Below are 15,126 nucleotides of genomic sequence, written 5' to 3' on the forward strand. Positions count from 1 at the left end.
GGATCGAAACGCCCCCACGTTTCTGGAGGGGGGCACAGGGGGAGAGGTCTTTGCGCCAAAGACCTCTCCCCCCTTCCCCGTCCCGGTGGGGGCCATCGGACAACGCTCAGGTCCGGTAATCGCCGTTGATCTTGATATAGTCGTAGGTAATGTCACATCCCCAGCAGGTGCAGGAACCGCTTCCTTCGCCCATGGTAATGTTGATCTCGATATCGTGCTCGGTCAGGATCTTCTTGGCGAAGTCCTCGTCAAAATCCAGGCCCCGGCCCTGCTCGCACACGGCGATGTCGCCCGCCGCGCTGGTGAAGTGGACATCCACCTTCTCCGGGTCGAACTCCGCGCCGGAGTAGCCCATGGCGCACAGCACCCGGCCCCAATTGGCGTCGGCGCCGAAGATGGCGGCCTTGGTCAGGGTGGAGGAGATGACGGACTTGGAAATGGTCTCAGCCTGGGCCTCGTCCGCCGCGCCCTGGACGGTGCAGGTGATGAGGTGCTTGGCGCCCTCGCCGTCGGAGGCCATCTTTTTCGCCAGGGCCATGCACAGGGCCTGGAGGGCCTCCAGGAAGGCCGCGTAGTCCTCGCCCTTTTCGGTGATGGTCTTGTTGCCCGCCAGGCCGTTGGCCAGCACGATGCAGCTGTCGTTGGTGGAGGTATCGCCGTCCACGCTGATGCGGTTGAAGCTGACGTTGACGGTTTCCAGCAGAGCGGTACGGATCATTTCCGGGGAAATGGCGCAGTCAGTGGTCAAAAAGCACAACATCGTACCCATATTGGGGTGGATCATGCCGCTGCCCTTGGCGATGCCGCCCATGCGGACCACTTTGCCGCCGATGACGGTCTCCACCGCCGCTTCCTTCTTCTCGGTGTCGGTGGTCATGATGGCGTGGGCCGCCGCATCGCTGGCCTCTGCGGAGTGGTCCAGAGCCGCGTACAGCTCCGGCATGCCGTCCTCGATGACCTTCACATTCAGGGTCTGGCCGATGACGCCGGTGGAGGACACCAGCACGTCCTCCGGCTTGCAGCCGATGGCCTTGGCCGCCGCCTGACACATTTTGATGGCGTTCTCCTCGCCCTGGGGGGCGCAGGCGTTGGCGTTGCCGCTGTTGGCGATGATGGCCCGGGCCTTGCCGTCGGCCAGGTGGGTCTTGTCCACATGGATGGGGGCGGCCTTCACCACGTTTTTGGTGAACACGGCGGAGGCGGCGCAGTCCACGTCGGAGACGATGAGGGCCACATCCTTCTTCCAGTTGGCGTGGGTCTTGACGCCCACATGGATACCAGCGGCCTGGAAGCCCTGGGCGGCACACACGCCGCCGTCGATAAATTTCAGCATAGTCGTTACCTCGTTTTTCACAGGTTCAGGCCCGTCGTTTCCTCAAAGCCTAACATCAGATTCATATTCTGGACGGCAGCGCCGGTTTTGTCATCCCGGCCGGTTGCCGCTTCAGCGGCGAGGACGGGTGACATTCCCTCGCGCCCAATGGGCGCCTCCGGCGCAGGCCCACTTCACAGGTTCAGGCCGGTGGTCTCGTCAAACCCCAGCATCAAATTCATGTTCTGGACGGCAGCGCCGGAGGCGCCTTTACCCAGATTGTCGAACAGGGCGGTAATAGTGAACTGTTCATCGTTGCCCGCCACGTACAACACCAGGGTGTCCTTCCCCGCCTGGGCGTTGGCGTACAGCTTGGCGGTGTCCGTATCGTCCGCCACATGGACCAGGGCCGCTCCCGCGTAGTAGTCCGCCAGCTTCTGCCGGACCTCCGCCAGGGTGGAAACACCCTGCATTTGGCTCATATGAAAAGGAACGGTGGTAGCCATGCCCTTGTAGTAGTCGTCCACGATGGGGGTGAACACAGGCTTGTTATCCAGGCCGCAGATCTTCCGCATCTCCGGCAGGTGCTTGTGGCTCTGGCCCATGCCGTAGGGGCAGGGGGCCAACAGGGCCGCGTCCTTGTCCGGGGCTTCGTACTGGGCGATCATCTTCTTGCCGCCGCCGGAGTAGCCGGTGAGGGAGAAGGCAGACAGGCAGGCGTCCCTGGGCAGCAGGCCCATGGCCACCAGCGGATACACCACGCTGATGAAGCCCGTGGCGTGGCAGCCGGGGTTGGCGACACGCTTGCTGTTCTGGATGGCCGCCCGGCGCTCCGCCGACAGCTCGGGGAAGCCGTAGTCCCAGTCAGGGTCCGTGCGGTGGGCGGTGGAGGCGTCGATGACCCGGGTGGTGGGGCTTTCAATGAGACCCACGGCCTCGACAGCCGCCGCGTCGGGCAGGCACAGGAACACGATATCCGCCGCGTCCATCAGCTTCTTCCGCTCGGTCGGGTCCTTGCGCTTTTCCTCGTCAATGAGGAGGAGGTCGATATCGCTTCTCACGGAAAGGCGGTCGTAGATCTGTAAACCTGTGGTGCCGTCCTTGCCGTCGATATATACCTTTGGTTTCAATGGGAACATCCCCTTTTATTTGGTGTGGGCTTTCACAAAGTCCTCGATGGCTTCGATCTGGCGGGTGGTCTCGCTGACGGCGGGGCCGCCGTAGCTGGCCCGGAGGGCCATGCAGTTCTCCAGGTTGATGGCCTCGTACACGTCCTGGTCAAAGAGGTCGGACACGGTCTTCAACTCGTCCAGGGTCAGCTCTTCCAGGGTCTTGCCCTGGGCGGTACAGGCGGCCACCAGCTTGCCGGTGACGGTGTAGGCGTCCCGGAAGGGCATGCCCTTCTTGGTGAGATAATCGGCGCAGTCCGTGGCGTTGATAAAGCCCTTGCCGGCGGCCTTGCGCATGTTGTCCGTGCGGACGGTCATGGTGTCGATCATGGCGGCGAACACGGGCAGGCACATCTCCACGGTGTCGATGGCGTCAAACACCGGCTCCTTGTCCTCCTGCATGTCCTTGTTGTAGGCCAGGGGCAGGCCCTTCATGACGGTCAGAAGGCTCATGAGATCGCCGTAGACCCGGCCCGTCTTGCCCCGGACCAACTCCGCCACGTCGGGGTTCTTCTTCTGGGGCATGATGGAGCTGCCGGTGGCGTAGGCGTCGTCCAGCTCAATGAACTTGAACTCCCAGCTGCACCAGAGGATCACTTCCTCGGAGAAGCGGCTCAGGTGCATCATCAGGATGGACAGGGCGGACATCAGTTCCAGGGCGTAGTCCCGGTCACTGACGCCGTCCAGAGAGTTGCTCATGGGGGCGTCGAAATCCAGGGCCTTGGCGGTCTGCCAGCGGTCGATGGGGTAGGTGGTGCCGGCCAGGGCGCCGCTGCCCAGAGGGCACTCGTTGAGACGCTTGGCACAGTCCTCCAGCCGGGTCACGTCCCGGGAGAACATGCTGGCGTAGGCCATGAGGTGCTGGGCGAAGGAGATGGGCTGGGCCCGCTGCAGGTGGGTGTAGCCCGGCATGACGGCGGTCTGGTACTGCTTGGCCTGACGGCAGAGAACCGTTTCCAGTTCCAGAAGCTGGCCCACGATGGTGGGGATCTGCTCCCGGACGTACATGCGGAAGTCCAGGGCCACCTGGTCGTTGCGGCTGCGGGCGGTGTGGAGCCGCTTGCCGGCGTCGCCGATGCGGGCGGTGAGCAGGGCCTCCACGTTCATGTGGATATCCTCGTTGTCGGCGGTGAATTCCACCTTTCCGGCTTCCACATCCTCCAGAATGGACTGCAGGCCCTCTAAAATGGCGGCCACATCCTCCATGGAGATGATGCCGCAGGCCCCCAGCATCTTCGCGTGGGCCATGGAGCCGGTGATGTCCTCCCTATACAGCCGCTGGTCAAAGCTGATGGAGGCGTTCAGTTCGTTTACCAAGTTATCGGTTTCCTTCTGAAACCGGCCACCCCAAAGTTTCATACATGTTGTCCTTTCACCACGAACGCGGGGCGAAGAGGTCTTCTCCGTCCCGCTGGCGTGTTTTTCTTTTCAAAGAGGTGTCCCCGGCCGGGGACGGGGATGTGCCCCTGCTGGGGCACGCGGGGGATGCGCCGCTTTGCGGCGCGGGAATGCGGCCCCCACTTTTCTTTGTCTTGCCAAAGAAAATGGGGGGTGCATTCCCCGCACCGGGCTTCCGGTGCAGCTTCTTAAAGTTTGCCCTGCTCGCGAAGGGCAAGGACGGTATCGGGCAGGCCCCACAGGTTGATGAAGCCGGTGGCATTGGTCTGGTCGTAGCTGCTCTCGTTAAAGGTCACCAGCTCCTCGGAGTACAGGGACTCGGGAGAGGTGATGGAGGCGGTGATCATGTTGCCCTTGTACAGCTTCAGCTTCACGCTGCCGGTGACGTGCTCCTGGGTCTTGTCAGCGAAGGCGGACAGGGCCTCCCGCACGGGGGTGAACCACTTGCCGTTGTAGATGAGGTCCGCGAAGTCCACGGCCAGCTTGGCCTTCATGTGGGCGGAGTCCTTGTCAACAGTGATCATCTCCAGGCACTGGTGGGCCTTGTAGAGGATTGTGCCGCCCGGGGTCTCGTAAACGCCTCTGTCCTTCATGCCGACCAACCGGTTCTCCACGATGTCCAGCAGGCCGATGCCGTTCTCGCCGCCTAGCTTGTTCAGCTTCCGGATGATGTCGCTGCCCTTCATCTTCTCGCCGTCCACAGCCACGGGCACGCCCTTTTCAAAGTCGATGGTCACGTAGGTGGGTGCGTCGGGGGCGGTGATGGGGCTGACACCCATCTCCAGGAAGCCGGGCTTCTCGTACTGGGGCTCGTTGGCGGGGTCCTCCAGGTCCAGGCCCTCGTGAGAGAGGTGCCACAGGTTCTTGTCCTTGGAGTAGTTGGTCTCTCTAGAGATCTTCAGAGGCACGTTGTGGGCCTCGGCGTAGTCGATCTCTTCATCTCTGCCTTTGATGTCCCACTCTCTCCAGGGGGCGATGATGGTCATGTCGGGGGCAAAGCGCTTGATGCCCAGCTCGAACCGGACCTGGTCGTTGCCCTTGCCGGTGCAGCCGTGGGCGATGGCGTCGGCGTTCTCGGCCTTGGCGATCTCCACCAGCTTCTTGGCGATGATGGGTCTTGCAAAGGCGGTGCCCAGCAGGTACTGCTCATAGCTGGCGCCCATCTTCAGGGCGGGCCAGATGACGTCCTCCACCATCTCGTCGGTCAGGTCGGCGATGTACAGCTTGCTGGCGCCGGTCTTGATGGCCTTCTCCTCCAGACCGTCCAGCTCGTCGCCCTGGCCCACATCGGCGGCCACGGCGATGATCTCGGGATCGTTGTAGTTCTCCTTCAGCCAGGGGATGATGATGGATGTATCCAGGCCGCCGGAATAGGCCAGGACGATCTTCTTGATGTCTTTCTTATCTTTCTTCATGATGGATTCCTCCGTATGTGTTGTTTGATGATGGTTGAATTATACGCCTATTATGAATATTTATGCAAGTGTCATGTTGCACAACATTTTCTTTCTTCTTTGGATATTTTTGCGCACTCCCACAACGCAGCCGGATATATTTGCTGTTTTTGGCCACTTTGGCAGGACCGTTTCCCCGCCGTCCTCCCCTCTCGCGTATATTTTCACGGAATATGCGAATATTTATGTATATATGCACACATTCGTGGTCAGACAAAAGCAGCGGCCTATTCAGACCGCTGCTCAATTTTCTCTTTATACCATCTTCTCCGGCCGGACCGTCTCGTCGAACTCCTCGGCAGTCAGCAGGCCCAGGGACAGGACCGCTTCCTTTAAGGTAGTGCCGTCGTGGAGGGCCTTTTTGGCGCACTTGGCGGCGGCCTCGTAGCCGATCTTGGGCGTCAGGCAGGTCACCAGCATCAGGGAGTTGTGCAGGTTGTACTCCATCCGCTCCACGTTGGGGGTGATGCCCTCCACGCAGTTGGTGCGGAAGGAGTCCATCACGTCAGTCAGCAGCCGGGCGGAAAGCTGGAAGTTATAGGCGGACACCGGCAGGAACACATTCAGCTGGAAGTTGCCCTGCGAGGCCGCCATGCCGATGGCGGCGTCGTTGCCCATGACCTGCACCGCCACCATGGTGACGGCCTCGCACTGGGTGGGGTTCACCTTGCCGGGCATGATGGAGGAGCCGGGCTCGTTCTCCGGGATGTGGAGCTCGCCCATGCCGCAGCGGGGGCCGCTGGCCTCGAAGCGGATGTCGTTGGCAATTTTCATCAGATTCGCCGCCAGGGCCTTCAATGCGCCGTGGGCAAACACCAGGGCGTCCTTGCTGGTCAAAGCGTGGAACTTGTTGGTATCAGGCACGAAATCCAGGCTCGTCATCTCCCGGAGCTGGGCGCACACCATCTCGTCATAGCCCTTGGGGGCGTTGAGGCCGGTGCCCACGGCGGTGCCGCCGATGGCCAGCCGCTCCAGCTCCATCAGGGCCAGCTTCAGCATCCGCACCGGGGCCTCCACCAGCTCCCGCCAGCCGGATACCTCCTGGGCGAAGCGCAGAGGGGTGGCGTCCTGCAGGTGGGTACGGCCGATGCGGATCAGGTCGGGGTACGCCTGCTCCAGCTTTGCAAAGGCCGCCGCTAGCCGCTCCGCCGCCGGGATGACATCGTTGGCGACGCTCATGGCCGCCGCGATATGGAGGGCGGAGGGGAAGGTGTCGTTGCTGGACTGGGAGGCGTTGACGTGGTCGTTGGGGTGGAGGGTCACGCCGTGGTCCGCCGCCAGATGGGCGATCACCTCGTTGACATTCATATTGGTCTGGGTACCGCTGCCGGTCTGCCACACCACCAGGGGGAACTCCTCGTCCCACTTGCCGGCGCGAATTTCCTCACAGGCGGCGGAGATGGCCCCGGCCTGCTCCGCCGTCAGCTTGCCCATCTGCGCGTTGGCCCGGGCGCAGGCGTCCTTTAAATAAGCAAAGGCGGTGATGATCTCCCTGGGCTGGCGCTGGCCGCCGATGCGGAAGTTCTCCACGCTGCGCTGGGTCTGGGCGCCCCAGTGCCGGTCCGCCGGGACCGCGATCTCGCCCATGGTATCGTGTTCGATGCGGGTATTCATAGGTGGTTCCCCCATTTGTACAAAATTTGGCATCATTATACTAGCAATGGCGTGGATACGCAAGAGGGAGCGTCACGGTTTCCAGGGGGAAAACCGGAACCGCCCCAGCCCCCGGGTCTCCAGGACGGCGTAGTCCTCCGTCCCCTTCTGGGCGTACCGTATCCGAAACACGCCTTTCTCCGGGTCGTACTCCGCCGTAACGGAGTTGGCGCCCCAGTTGTCGTGGTTAGGCAGGCCGGTCAGGTCCAGGATCCCCCTCCAGACGGTATCCCCCCCGGCGCTGGTAGACGAACACGTCCCGGCGGCCGTCCCCGCCGAACTGGACGTTGGCCGCCAGCTCCTTCCAGCCCTTCCCGTCCAGGTCCACGGACCAGTCCTGGGGCCCCTCAAAGCCGAAGCTCACGGCAATGGGAAAGGTGCCCCGGTCCGTCACAGCGTAGTAGGTCCGCTTCTGCCAGATGGTGCCCTCGGTCTGCATGTAGCCGTCGTAGCCCAGAATATCGGTGAAGGGAATGCTGCCCTCCGGCCATGGCTGCTTGCTCATACGGTTCTCCTCCTTCGGCATTGTCCGCCGGACCATTCAATGCCCCGGCCCGGCAGGGGGTGCAAAAAATACCCGGGGCCTTTCGGCTCCGGGTATCACCGTGCGTTTTTACTTTTTTCCGGCCCAGCCGGCGGGGTTGTCGTAGGGGCGGTAGGCGGAGGTCAGCACCTTTTCAAACACCGGGGCGTCGGGATTCTCGATGCGGCTGAGGATCTGCTCACCGGCGGCCTTGCCCAGCTCCTCGGCAGGCTGGACGATGCAGTCCATCTGGCCGGAATAAAGCTCATAGAAATTGGAATCATAATCCACGAAGCTGACCAGGTCAATGTCCCGGGCCAGCTGGATGCCCTTCTGGTGCAGGTAGATGATGGTCTCGGAGGCCATCAGGCCCTGGCAGACCACGATGGCATCGCACCTCTGCTCCAGCAGCTCGTCCAGGCAGGACTGGACGCTGTTCTCCATAGAGTTGCCGTAGCGGATCAGATCATCCTCCACCGGCAGGCCGCAGTCGGTCATGGCCTCCCGGTAGGCGGAGATGCGCTCCTTGGTGGAAGACAGCCGGGGCAGGCCGCCCACGATGCCGATGCGCTTGGCGCCCTTTGCCGCCAGACGGCATACGCTGCGGTAGATGGGCTGGAAGTTGGACACGCAGATGGAGGAGTACTTCTTCACGTCGAAGGTGCGGTCCACCAGCACCACCGGGAACCCGGCGGGGATCAGCTGGTCGAAGCGCTGGAAGTCCTCCATGGTGCTGGCCACCAGCAGGCCGTCCACCAGACCGGCGCTGAGCAGACGGATGTTGTTCTCCTCCCGCTGGGCATCCTCCTTGGTGTTGGCGATGATCAGGTGGTAGCTATGGGCGGAGAGGTAGTTCTCCACCGCCTCGATGATGGTGCCGAAGAACTTGTTGGAGATATCCGGTACGATGAAGCCCACGGTCTTCTTCTTTCCGGTGCGGAAACTGCGGGCGGAGGCGTCGGGCGTATAGCCCAACTCGGCGATGGCCTGATAGACCTTTTCCTTGGTCTCGCCGGAGACGTAGCGGGTATTGTTAATGGTATGGGACACGGTGGCGGTGGAGACACCGGCCATCCGGGCAACGTCACTGATGGTCACTTTCATATCGGTTCACCCTTTTGCGTAAACGCTTTTCTTTTTGCGCAATCAATTAGCTTATGCACAGTATAGGACAGGTTTCACGCATCCGTCAAGACTTTTTCTTCTCTTTTCGTCAAAAGTTCCGTGAATATTACCATTTTCCTATCAAAATTCACAAGCGGACATTTGGAATGTTATCTGAAATGACGATTGTCAAAAAGGTCTCTTTATGGTACTATAATGGGCGTATCCCAACAAAACAAACGTTTACGCAATCGTTTCGGCGTGTTTCCGTTTCTAAATTGTGTCAAAATATTGAAAGGAGCATATCATTTATGAAAACTCAGATCGGTATCAATGGTTTTGGCCGCATCGGCCGTCTGGCCTTCCGCGCCGCCCTGTCCCGCGATGATGTGGAGGTCGTTGGCCTGAACGACCCCTTCATGAACCCCGAGTATATGGCCTACATGCTGAAGTATGACAGCGTCCACGGCAAGTTCCCCGGCGAGGTCTCCTCCGAGGAGGGTGCCCTGATCGTCAACGGCAAGAAGTACCCCGTCTTCACCGCTCTGGAGGTCAAGGACATTCCCTGGGCTTCCGTCGGCGCTGAGATCATCTTCGAGTGCACCGGCAAGCACCTGAGCAAGGACCTGTGCCAGGGCCACATCGACGCCGGCGCCAAGCATGTCATCATGGGCGCTCCCTCCAAGGATGACACCCCCATGTTTGTCATGGGCGTCAACAACGACAAGTACACCCCCGACATGACCTTCGTGTCCAACGCCTCCTGCACCACCAACTGCCTGTCTCCCATCGCCAAGGTCCTGAATGACAACTTCGGCATCGTGGAAGGCCTGATGACCACCGTGCACTCCGTCACTCCCACCCAGAAGCTGCTGGACGGCGCTTCCCTGAAGGATTGGCGCGGCGGCCGTGCTGCCACCGGCAACATCATCCCCTCCTCCACCGGCGCCGCCAAGGCCGTGGGCAAGGTCATCCCCGAGCTGAACGGCAAGCTGACCGGCATGTCCATGCGCGTTCCCACTCTGGACGTGTCCGTGGTGGACCTGACCGTCCGTCTGGAGAAGCCCGCCTCCTATGAGGAGATCTGCAAGGCCATGAAGGCCGCCTCCGAGGGCGAGTTGAAGGGCGTTCTGGGCTACACCGACGAGGATGTGGTCTCCAGTGACTTCCTGGGCGACACCCGCACCTCCATCTTCGATGCCAAGGCCGGTATCGCTCTGACCGACACCTTCGTGAAGGTCGTCTCCTGGTACGACAACGAGTGCGGCTACGCCACCAAGATGGTGGAGCTGGCTGCCTATATGCACTCCGTCGACAACAAGTAATCTGTCTCACAGGATATTTGCTTTATCGTACAGCAGCCGTCCGGGCCGAAAGGTCCGGACGGCTGTTTTTTTGTCGAGACGGCGTTGTTGCGGACCGGTTCGCTGCATGGTATGATGGACTCGTTCAATCGGAATTTAAGGAGGTGTTCTGTTGCTTATTCTCATTATTTTTGCCTTGATACTTCCTTTTATTTACATAAAAAAGCCTGTTAGAGCCAAGAATCTGGCTGCTTATGATGTCATCATTGTTTTAGGTCATCTACCTAATGCTGACGGCGAAATGAGCACAATAATGAAATCAAGGATTTTTAAAGCCATTGAGCTTTACCATTTAAACCAGAGGCCGATGATCTTATGTGGCGGCTCTCACTTTGATCGACCCGAGGAAGCAAAACTTATGGCCAAAGAAGCTTTAAAAAACGGTGTTTTAAGAGAAGATATTTTATTAGATGATAAATCTTTGAATACCTATGCAAATATCAAGAATGCTAAAAGGATTATGGATGAACATTCCTATAAGAAGGCTATTATTGTATCATCTTCCTGGCATGCTTATTTGAGTGCCCGTTTTGCGTTTGAATTTGCGATAGATAATGCCATTGTCAATGCGAATAGGCCAGAGGATTTTACCTTTTTTCATGTTATATTAGCTTATGTTTATATGTATATCCACACTTATAAAAATCTCTTTTATCGTCTAAGTCATCCGCATCAAAGATAAATAATTTGTAAGCAAAACTATGTGCTATGATGTCTTCCGGTGAGTAGCTCCGATAAATTCCAGTTTATCGAATAGCGATATTCATATAAAAAGGCACAGACCATATCGCCATACAAAAACATTTCCCCCCATCCGCTCCGTCGGCGAATGGGGGGCTTACCCGTTGGTTGGATTGTCCAATGGTCGATACCTCTTGCTTTCTTGAATTACCGTTCGGAAAGGGGGATGAAACGTGGGAACTCTCGTCTTGCCAATCCTTAAAACATCAGGTACACGCAGTTTCAACTCGTGCGGCTCATCATAGTGAGGTATGTTTCGTCTTTGGTTCTGTCGGAGTCACGCTGTTTATTTGCGGTTTTGAACGGTGCTGAGGTCACAGTTTTGGAATCTCTTGAGCTTGCTAGCCCATGGGACTCACTCCTTTCCTGTGTCTACAATGTACAACACTTTCTCATTTTTGTCAATATGTTTTATGCAATTTTCATATTTTCAACAAACGCAAAACGTTTGCAGTCAGCAAGGCGAACAAAGGTCGATCACTGCCCCAGCTCCGCCAGAAACCGCTCCGGAGACAGGGCGCCATCCATCGCGAAGGCCTCCAGCAGGGCATCCAGATTGCCGTCGTCATGCTCGATCTCGCAGCTGAACCTCCGGAGCGCTTCCGTCAGTCCGCAGACCGCCGCCAGCCGCTCAATTACCAGCACGGCAAACACGCACAGCTCCGCTCTGCCCAGCAGGTCGGCGTCGTTGACGGCTTTCAGCAGGTAGCGGAAGGCAAAATAAACGGCGATGCGCTCCAGCAGCTCCTCCGGCACGGCCTCCGGTTCCACCGTTTCCGCCTGTTTCAGCAGGGCGGGCCAGTCCGGGTCCATCACCTCCAGAGATGCCAGAAAAGACAACGCAGCCGGGAACAGGCCCTCCGCCGCCGGAGACAATACGGCTTCCCCTACCTCCGGCAGTTCCTCCGGACAGTCCTCCTCCAGGCAGTCCTGGGCCGCCAGCGCCAGGGCCAGGAAGGATGCCAGCCGCGCTTTCAGGGGCCGGCTCCGGTCCGTCAGCAGGTCCAGCATCCGCCCCCGCAGCGGCAGCAGATGCGTCAGCCAGTCGTCTCCGTCTTCCTCCGGTTCCTCCGTTTCAAAGCTGCGGAAGGTCAGCGGCGCTTCACTCCCCAGCAGCAGGGCGTTGGCCGCCGGACAGGAGGCGGACAGGGTGATCTCCCGGAAGGGGCCGTAGTCCTCGGTGAACCGGGGGTGCTCCCGGCAGGTGACGCTGGTGGCTTCCTCACCCAGTTTTTTATGAATTTCGCAGAGGTTGTCTTCGTCCAGAAAAGGGCACCGCCCGCCGTTCAGAGGAAAGCACAGGTCGCCGTCCTCGTCCTCTTTCAGCGCGGAACGCAGCTTCTCCCCCAGGTCCCCGGGCACCGTTTCATAGAACGCGGCGCTCTCCTGGTCAATGACCACCTCCCACTTTTCACAGCAGGTGTGGGGGCAGGCCCCCGCAAGGCACTGAAACTGATCAAAATAATCCGGCACACGCACCAGCATGGCAATTCTCCTCTCAGTCGACCTCCTGCCGCAGCAGGCGGAAGTGGTTTTTCCGGAACTCCAGGACCCCCTCGTCCCGCAGCTTCCCCAGGGCGGCGGACATGGCGCTGCGGTCCACCGCCAGGAAATCCGCCAGTTGCTGGCGGTCCAGGGGGATGTCGAACTCCGCCGTTCCCGCCCGCAGGGCCTGGGCAGACAGATAGCTCAGCAGCTTTTCCCGGGTGGTGCGCCGGGCCATGTGGCGCATCTTCTCCGTCAGCATCAGGTTCTTTTCCGCCAGCAGGGCCAGCAGGTTGGCGGACAGCCGCTCCGACAGGTGCCCCGCGTCCAGAAAAAGCGCCCGCCCATCAGTGGCCGCCAGCACAGACACCGCCAGGGGCTTTCCCGCTAGGGCGTAGGACTCCGCGAAGATCTCCCCCGGCCCCGCCAGCCCCACGATGCTGCGGTTCCCCCAGAAGTCCTCCCGGATGATGTGGACGCCGCCCTCCAGCACCAGCCCCAGGCTGCGGGGCGTCTCCCCCCGGCGGAGCAGCAATTCCCCTTTGGCAAAACGGACCTCCCGGGCCGCCGCCCGGTCCAGCAGGGCGGGCAGTTCTTTGGCAGGAATATCCCGGAACAGAGGTGCGGCGGAAATTTCCATAGGCTTCTCCTTTAATTTGTTGGAAAAACAACAGACTTTTCAGTTCTATTGTAGGATACTGTACCCACCAACGCAAGAGAAAAAACGATTAAACATCGAAAAAGGAGATATACTACCATGGTACGAAGAATCATTGAGATCGATCAGGAGAAGTGCAACGGCTGCGGCGCCTGTGCGGCGGCCTGCCACGAGGGCGCCATCGGCATGGTGGACGGCAAGGCCACTCTGCTGCGGGACGACTACTGCGACGGCCTGGGGGACTGCCTGCCCACCTGCCCCACCGGGGCCATCACCTTTGTGGAGCGGGAAGCGGCGGCCTATGACGAGGCGGCTGTTTTGGCAAAAAAAGCGGCGGCACTGAAAAACAGCGCCCCGGTGCAGGTTCCTCCCTCCGGCGGCTGCCCCGGCAGCATGGCCCGGGCCATGAACCGGGATGACGCTCCCGCCGCGCCCACCGTCACCGCCGGTCCCATTTCCCGTCTGGCCCAGTGGCCCATCCAGATCAAGCTGCTGCCCCTGGAGGCTCCCTTCTATGACGGCGCGAAGCTGCTGATCGCGGCGGACTGCTCCGCCTTTTCCCGGGCGGACTTCCATGAGCGGTTCATGAAGGGCCATATCACCATGATCGGCTGTCCCAAGCTGGACGAGGGGGACTACGCCGAAAAGCTCACCGAGATCATCCGCCGCAACCACATCCGGGAGGTCACCATCGTCCGCATGGAGGTCCCCTGCTGCGGCGGGCTGCAGCGGGCGGCGGAGACGGCCCTGCAAAACAGCGGCAAGTTCATTCCCTGGCAGGTGGTGACACTGGGCCGGGATGGAAATATCATCGACTGAACTGGAGGAATATCCATGAACGCGACGGTCAACGAAAACTGCATCGGCTGCGGCCTGTGTGCCGGGGTCTGCCCCGAGGTCTTTTCCATGGGGGACGACGGCTTCGCCCACGGCGGCGAAGTTCCGGCGGAGCTGCTGGACAGTGCCCAGGAGGCCCGGGACGGCTGCCCCGTCAGCGCCATCAGCATCGAGGACTGAGCGAAAGGCCCGGAAAGCGTCATGCTTTCCGGGCCTTTTTCTGTCTATTCCTTTCCGTCCGTGGCGGCGAAGTACGTGCCCGCCAGCATGATCACCAGCGCCGCTATGTAGGTGCCGCTGGGGGCCTCCCAGAAGATCACCATGGACAGCCCTGCCCCCACGAAGGGCGCCGCCGCGTAGTAGGTGCTGGTCTTGGCCGCCCCCAGATGCCGCTGGGCGTAGATGTAGAAATAGATGCTGAGGCCGTAGGCCACAAAGCCCAGGGCCAATGCGCAGAGGCACAGAAGCGCCCCCGGCAGCCGCTCTCCCAGGGCAAGGGCGATAACCAAGGACCCCAGGCCGGAGCCGAAGCCCTTGATGACCACGATCTCCATAGGGTCCTTGGAGGAGAGCATCCGGGTGCAGTTGTTCTCAAAGCCCCAGCAGACGCAGGCCAGCAGCACAAAAAGGGACCCCCAGGAGAAGGACAGGCTGCTCATGTCCTCGAAGGACAGCAGCAGGCTGGAGGCCGTCACCAGGGCGATGGCCAGCCAGAGCCGCTTGGAGATGGCCTCCCGGAACACCACCAGCGCAATGATGGAGGTGGCCACGATCTCAAAGTTGTTCAGCAGGGAGGCGTTGGCCGCCGTGGTACGGGTGAGGCCCACCATCAGGAAGATGGGGGCGGCAATGTCCAGCGCCACCATGCCCACGGTGTAGGGCAGCTCCTTTCGGGTGAGGGGCCGTTCCTGTTTCTCACGTCCGGCAGCCCGCTGGGCGGCGCCCATGAGGAACACCCCGGCGCCCGCCCCCAGATACAGTAGCGCCGCCATGACGGTGGCGGGGACCTGCCGCAGCAGCAGCTTGGAGACCGGCGCGTTCACCGCGTACAGAACCGCCGCCAGCAGGGCGAAGAAGGTGGCTTTTTTCTGTGTTCTGTCCATGGACTGCCTCCTCACTTGAGAAACCGGTCGATGGCCTCGTTCAGGTCGTCGAAGGCCTGCTGGTCGCCGCTTTTGGCCGCCTCCACCATGCAGTGGTTCAGGTGGTCCTTCAGGATCAGCTTGCCCGTGTTGTTGATAGCCGACTTCACGGCAGCCAGCTGGATCAGCACCTGGGTGCAGTCCCGTCCCTCCTCCACCATGGTCTTCACGGCCTCCAGATGGCCGATTGCCCGGGACAGGCGGTTAACCACGGCCCTCGTCTCGGCATGGGGGTGTTCGTGATGATGTTCTTCCATACAAATATCCTCCATATCCCCCCAGGGAG

At 60.4% G+C, this 15,126-nt stretch carries 15 protein-coding genes; 4 read left to right on the forward strand and 11 right to left on the reverse strand.

What is annotated here, in order from left to right:
- Positions 1 to 106: 106 nt before the first annotated feature.
- From argJ to JQM66_RS09665, 7 genes are all read right to left on the reverse strand, one after another.
- Complete coding sequence (argJ, locus tag JQM66_RS09635; RefSeq protein ID WP_235229664.1) at positions 107 to 1,333, reverse strand: bifunctional glutamate N-acetyltransferase/amino-acid acetyltransferase ArgJ; 1,227 nt, start codon at positions 1,331 to 1,333, stop codon at positions 107 to 109.
- 173 nt (positions 1,334 to 1,506) lie between these two features.
- A complete protein-coding gene (gene argC, locus JQM66_RS09640; protein WP_235229665.1) occupies positions 1,507 to 2,442 on the reverse strand; it encodes an N-acetyl-gamma-glutamyl-phosphate reductase in 936 nt (311 codons plus the stop codon).
- A 15-nt stretch (positions 2,443 to 2,457) separates the two neighbouring features.
- A complete protein-coding gene (argH, locus tag JQM66_RS09645; protein WP_235229666.1) occupies positions 2,458 to 3,840 on the reverse strand; it encodes an argininosuccinate lyase in 1,383 nt (460 codons plus the stop codon).
- 227 nt (positions 3,841 to 4,067) lie between these two features.
- Positions 4,068 to 5,294 (reverse strand): argininosuccinate synthase, encoded by a 1,227-nt coding sequence (locus JQM66_RS09650; protein WP_235229667.1) that lies wholly within the window; start codon positions 5,292 to 5,294, stop codon positions 4,068 to 4,070.
- A 294-nt stretch (positions 5,295 to 5,588) separates the two neighbouring features.
- Positions 5,589 to 6,947 (reverse strand): class II fumarate hydratase, encoded by a 1,359-nt coding sequence (gene fumC, locus JQM66_RS09655; RefSeq protein WP_235229668.1) that lies wholly within the window; start codon positions 6,945 to 6,947, stop codon positions 5,589 to 5,591.
- Between the two features lie 226 nt (positions 6,948 to 7,173).
- Positions 7,174 to 7,491: a hypothetical protein gene (locus JQM66_RS09660; protein WP_235229669.1), complete on the reverse strand. Its 318-nt coding sequence runs from the start codon at positions 7,489 to 7,491 to the stop codon at positions 7,174 to 7,176.
- 108 nt (positions 7,492 to 7,599) lie between these two features.
- Positions 7,600 to 8,613 (reverse strand): LacI family DNA-binding transcriptional regulator, encoded by a 1,014-nt coding sequence (locus JQM66_RS09665; RefSeq protein ID WP_235229670.1) that lies wholly within the window; start codon positions 8,611 to 8,613, stop codon positions 7,600 to 7,602.
- A gap of 311 nt (positions 8,614 to 8,924) precedes the next feature.
- Between JQM66_RS09665 and gap the strand changes: the two genes are divergently transcribed.
- Positions 8,925 to 9,938 carry a type I glyceraldehyde-3-phosphate dehydrogenase gene (gap, locus tag JQM66_RS09670; protein ID WP_235229671.1) on the forward strand — a complete coding sequence of 338 codons (1,014 nt, stop codon included), beginning with the start codon at positions 8,925 to 8,927 and terminating at the stop codon, positions 9,936 to 9,938.
- Positions 9,939 to 10,089: 151 nt separating this feature from the next.
- Entirely contained in the window at positions 10,090 to 10,659 is a 570-nt protein-coding gene (locus JQM66_RS09675; protein ID WP_235229672.1) for a YdcF family protein, read from the forward strand.
- A gap of 536 nt (positions 10,660 to 11,195) precedes the next feature.
- Here the strand turns inward: JQM66_RS09675 and fliB are convergent.
- Positions 11,196 to 12,203, reverse strand: coding sequence for a flagellin lysine-N-methylase (gene fliB, locus JQM66_RS09680; RefSeq protein ID WP_235229673.1), 1,008 nt, complete (start codon positions 12,201 to 12,203; stop codon positions 11,196 to 11,198).
- Between the two features lie 13 nt (positions 12,204 to 12,216).
- Positions 12,217 to 12,843: a Crp/Fnr family transcriptional regulator gene (locus JQM66_RS09685; protein WP_235229674.1), complete on the reverse strand. Its 627-nt coding sequence runs from the start codon at positions 12,841 to 12,843 to the stop codon at positions 12,217 to 12,219.
- A gap of 117 nt (positions 12,844 to 12,960) precedes the next feature.
- Between JQM66_RS09685 and JQM66_RS09690 the strand changes: the two genes are divergently transcribed.
- Positions 12,961 to 13,680: an ATP-binding protein gene (locus tag JQM66_RS09690; RefSeq protein ID WP_235229675.1), complete on the forward strand. Its 720-nt coding sequence runs from the start codon at positions 12,961 to 12,963 to the stop codon at positions 13,678 to 13,680.
- Between the two features lie 15 nt (positions 13,681 to 13,695).
- Positions 13,696 to 13,878, forward strand: a complete 183-nt coding sequence (locus JQM66_RS09695; protein ID WP_235229676.1) for a ferredoxin — start codon at positions 13,696 to 13,698, stop codon at positions 13,876 to 13,878.
- Positions 13,879 to 13,922: 44 nt separating this feature from the next.
- On the opposite strand, the gene JQM66_RS09700 is transcribed toward JQM66_RS09695, so the two are convergent.
- Positions 13,923 to 14,801, reverse strand: coding sequence for a DMT family transporter (locus tag JQM66_RS09700; protein WP_235229677.1), 879 nt, complete (start codon positions 14,799 to 14,801; stop codon positions 13,923 to 13,925).
- An 11-nt stretch (positions 14,802 to 14,812) separates the two neighbouring features.
- On the reverse strand, positions 14,813 to 15,097 hold the full coding sequence (locus JQM66_RS09705; protein WP_235229678.1) for a metal-sensing transcriptional repressor: 285 nt from the start codon (positions 15,095 to 15,097) through the stop codon (positions 14,813 to 14,815).
- Between the last annotated feature and the right edge of the window lie 29 nt (positions 15,098 to 15,126).

The organism is Oscillibacter valericigenes (assembly GCF_021531915.1).
GTDB lineage: Bacteria > Bacillota > Clostridia > Oscillospirales > Oscillospiraceae > Oscillibacter > Oscillibacter valericigenes_A.

Bases quoted from the DNA above. Each gene is read 5' to 3' on its own strand.
- JQM66_RS09700 (WP_235229677.1), bottom strand. From the start codon at position 14,801: ATGGACAGAACACAGAAAAAAGCCACCTTCTTCGCCCTGCTGGCGGCG.
- argJ (WP_235229664.1), bottom strand. From the start codon at position 1,333: ATGCTGAAATTTATCGACGGCGGCGTGTGTGCCGCCCAGGGCTTCCAG.
- JQM66_RS09650 (WP_235229667.1), bottom strand. From the start codon at position 5,294: ATGAAGAAAGATAAGAAAGACATCAAGAAGATCGTCCTGGCCTATTCC.
- gap (WP_235229671.1), top strand. From the start codon at position 8,925: ATGAAAACTCAGATCGGTATCAATGGTTTTGGCCGCATCGGCCGTCTG.
- JQM66_RS09705 (WP_235229678.1), bottom strand. From the start codon at position 15,097: ATGGAAGAACATCATCACGAACACCCCCATGCCGAGACGAGGGCCGTG.
- JQM66_RS09665 (WP_235229670.1), bottom strand. From the start codon at position 8,613: ATGAAAGTGACCATCAGTGACGTTGCCCGGATGGCCGGTGTCTCCACC.
- JQM66_RS09690 (WP_235229675.1), top strand. From the start codon at position 12,961: ATGGTACGAAGAATCATTGAGATCGATCAGGAGAAGTGCAACGGCTGC.
- fliB (WP_235229673.1), bottom strand. From the start codon at position 12,203: ATGCTGGTGCGTGTGCCGGATTATTTTGATCAGTTTCAGTGCCTTGCG.
- fumC (WP_235229668.1), bottom strand. From the start codon at position 6,947: ATGAATACCCGCATCGAACACGATACCATGGGCGAGATCGCGGTCCCG.
- JQM66_RS09685 (WP_235229674.1), bottom strand. From the start codon at position 12,843: ATGGAAATTTCCGCCGCACCTCTGTTCCGGGATATTCCTGCCAAAGAA.
- JQM66_RS09660 (WP_235229669.1), bottom strand. From the start codon at position 7,491: ATGAGCAAGCAGCCATGGCCGGAGGGCAGCATTCCCTTCACCGATATT.
- argH (WP_235229666.1), bottom strand. From the start codon at position 3,840: ATGAAACTTTGGGGTGGCCGGTTTCAGAAGGAAACCGATAACTTGGTA.
- JQM66_RS09695 (WP_235229676.1), top strand. From the start codon at position 13,696: ATGAACGCGACGGTCAACGAAAACTGCATCGGCTGCGGCCTGTGTGCC.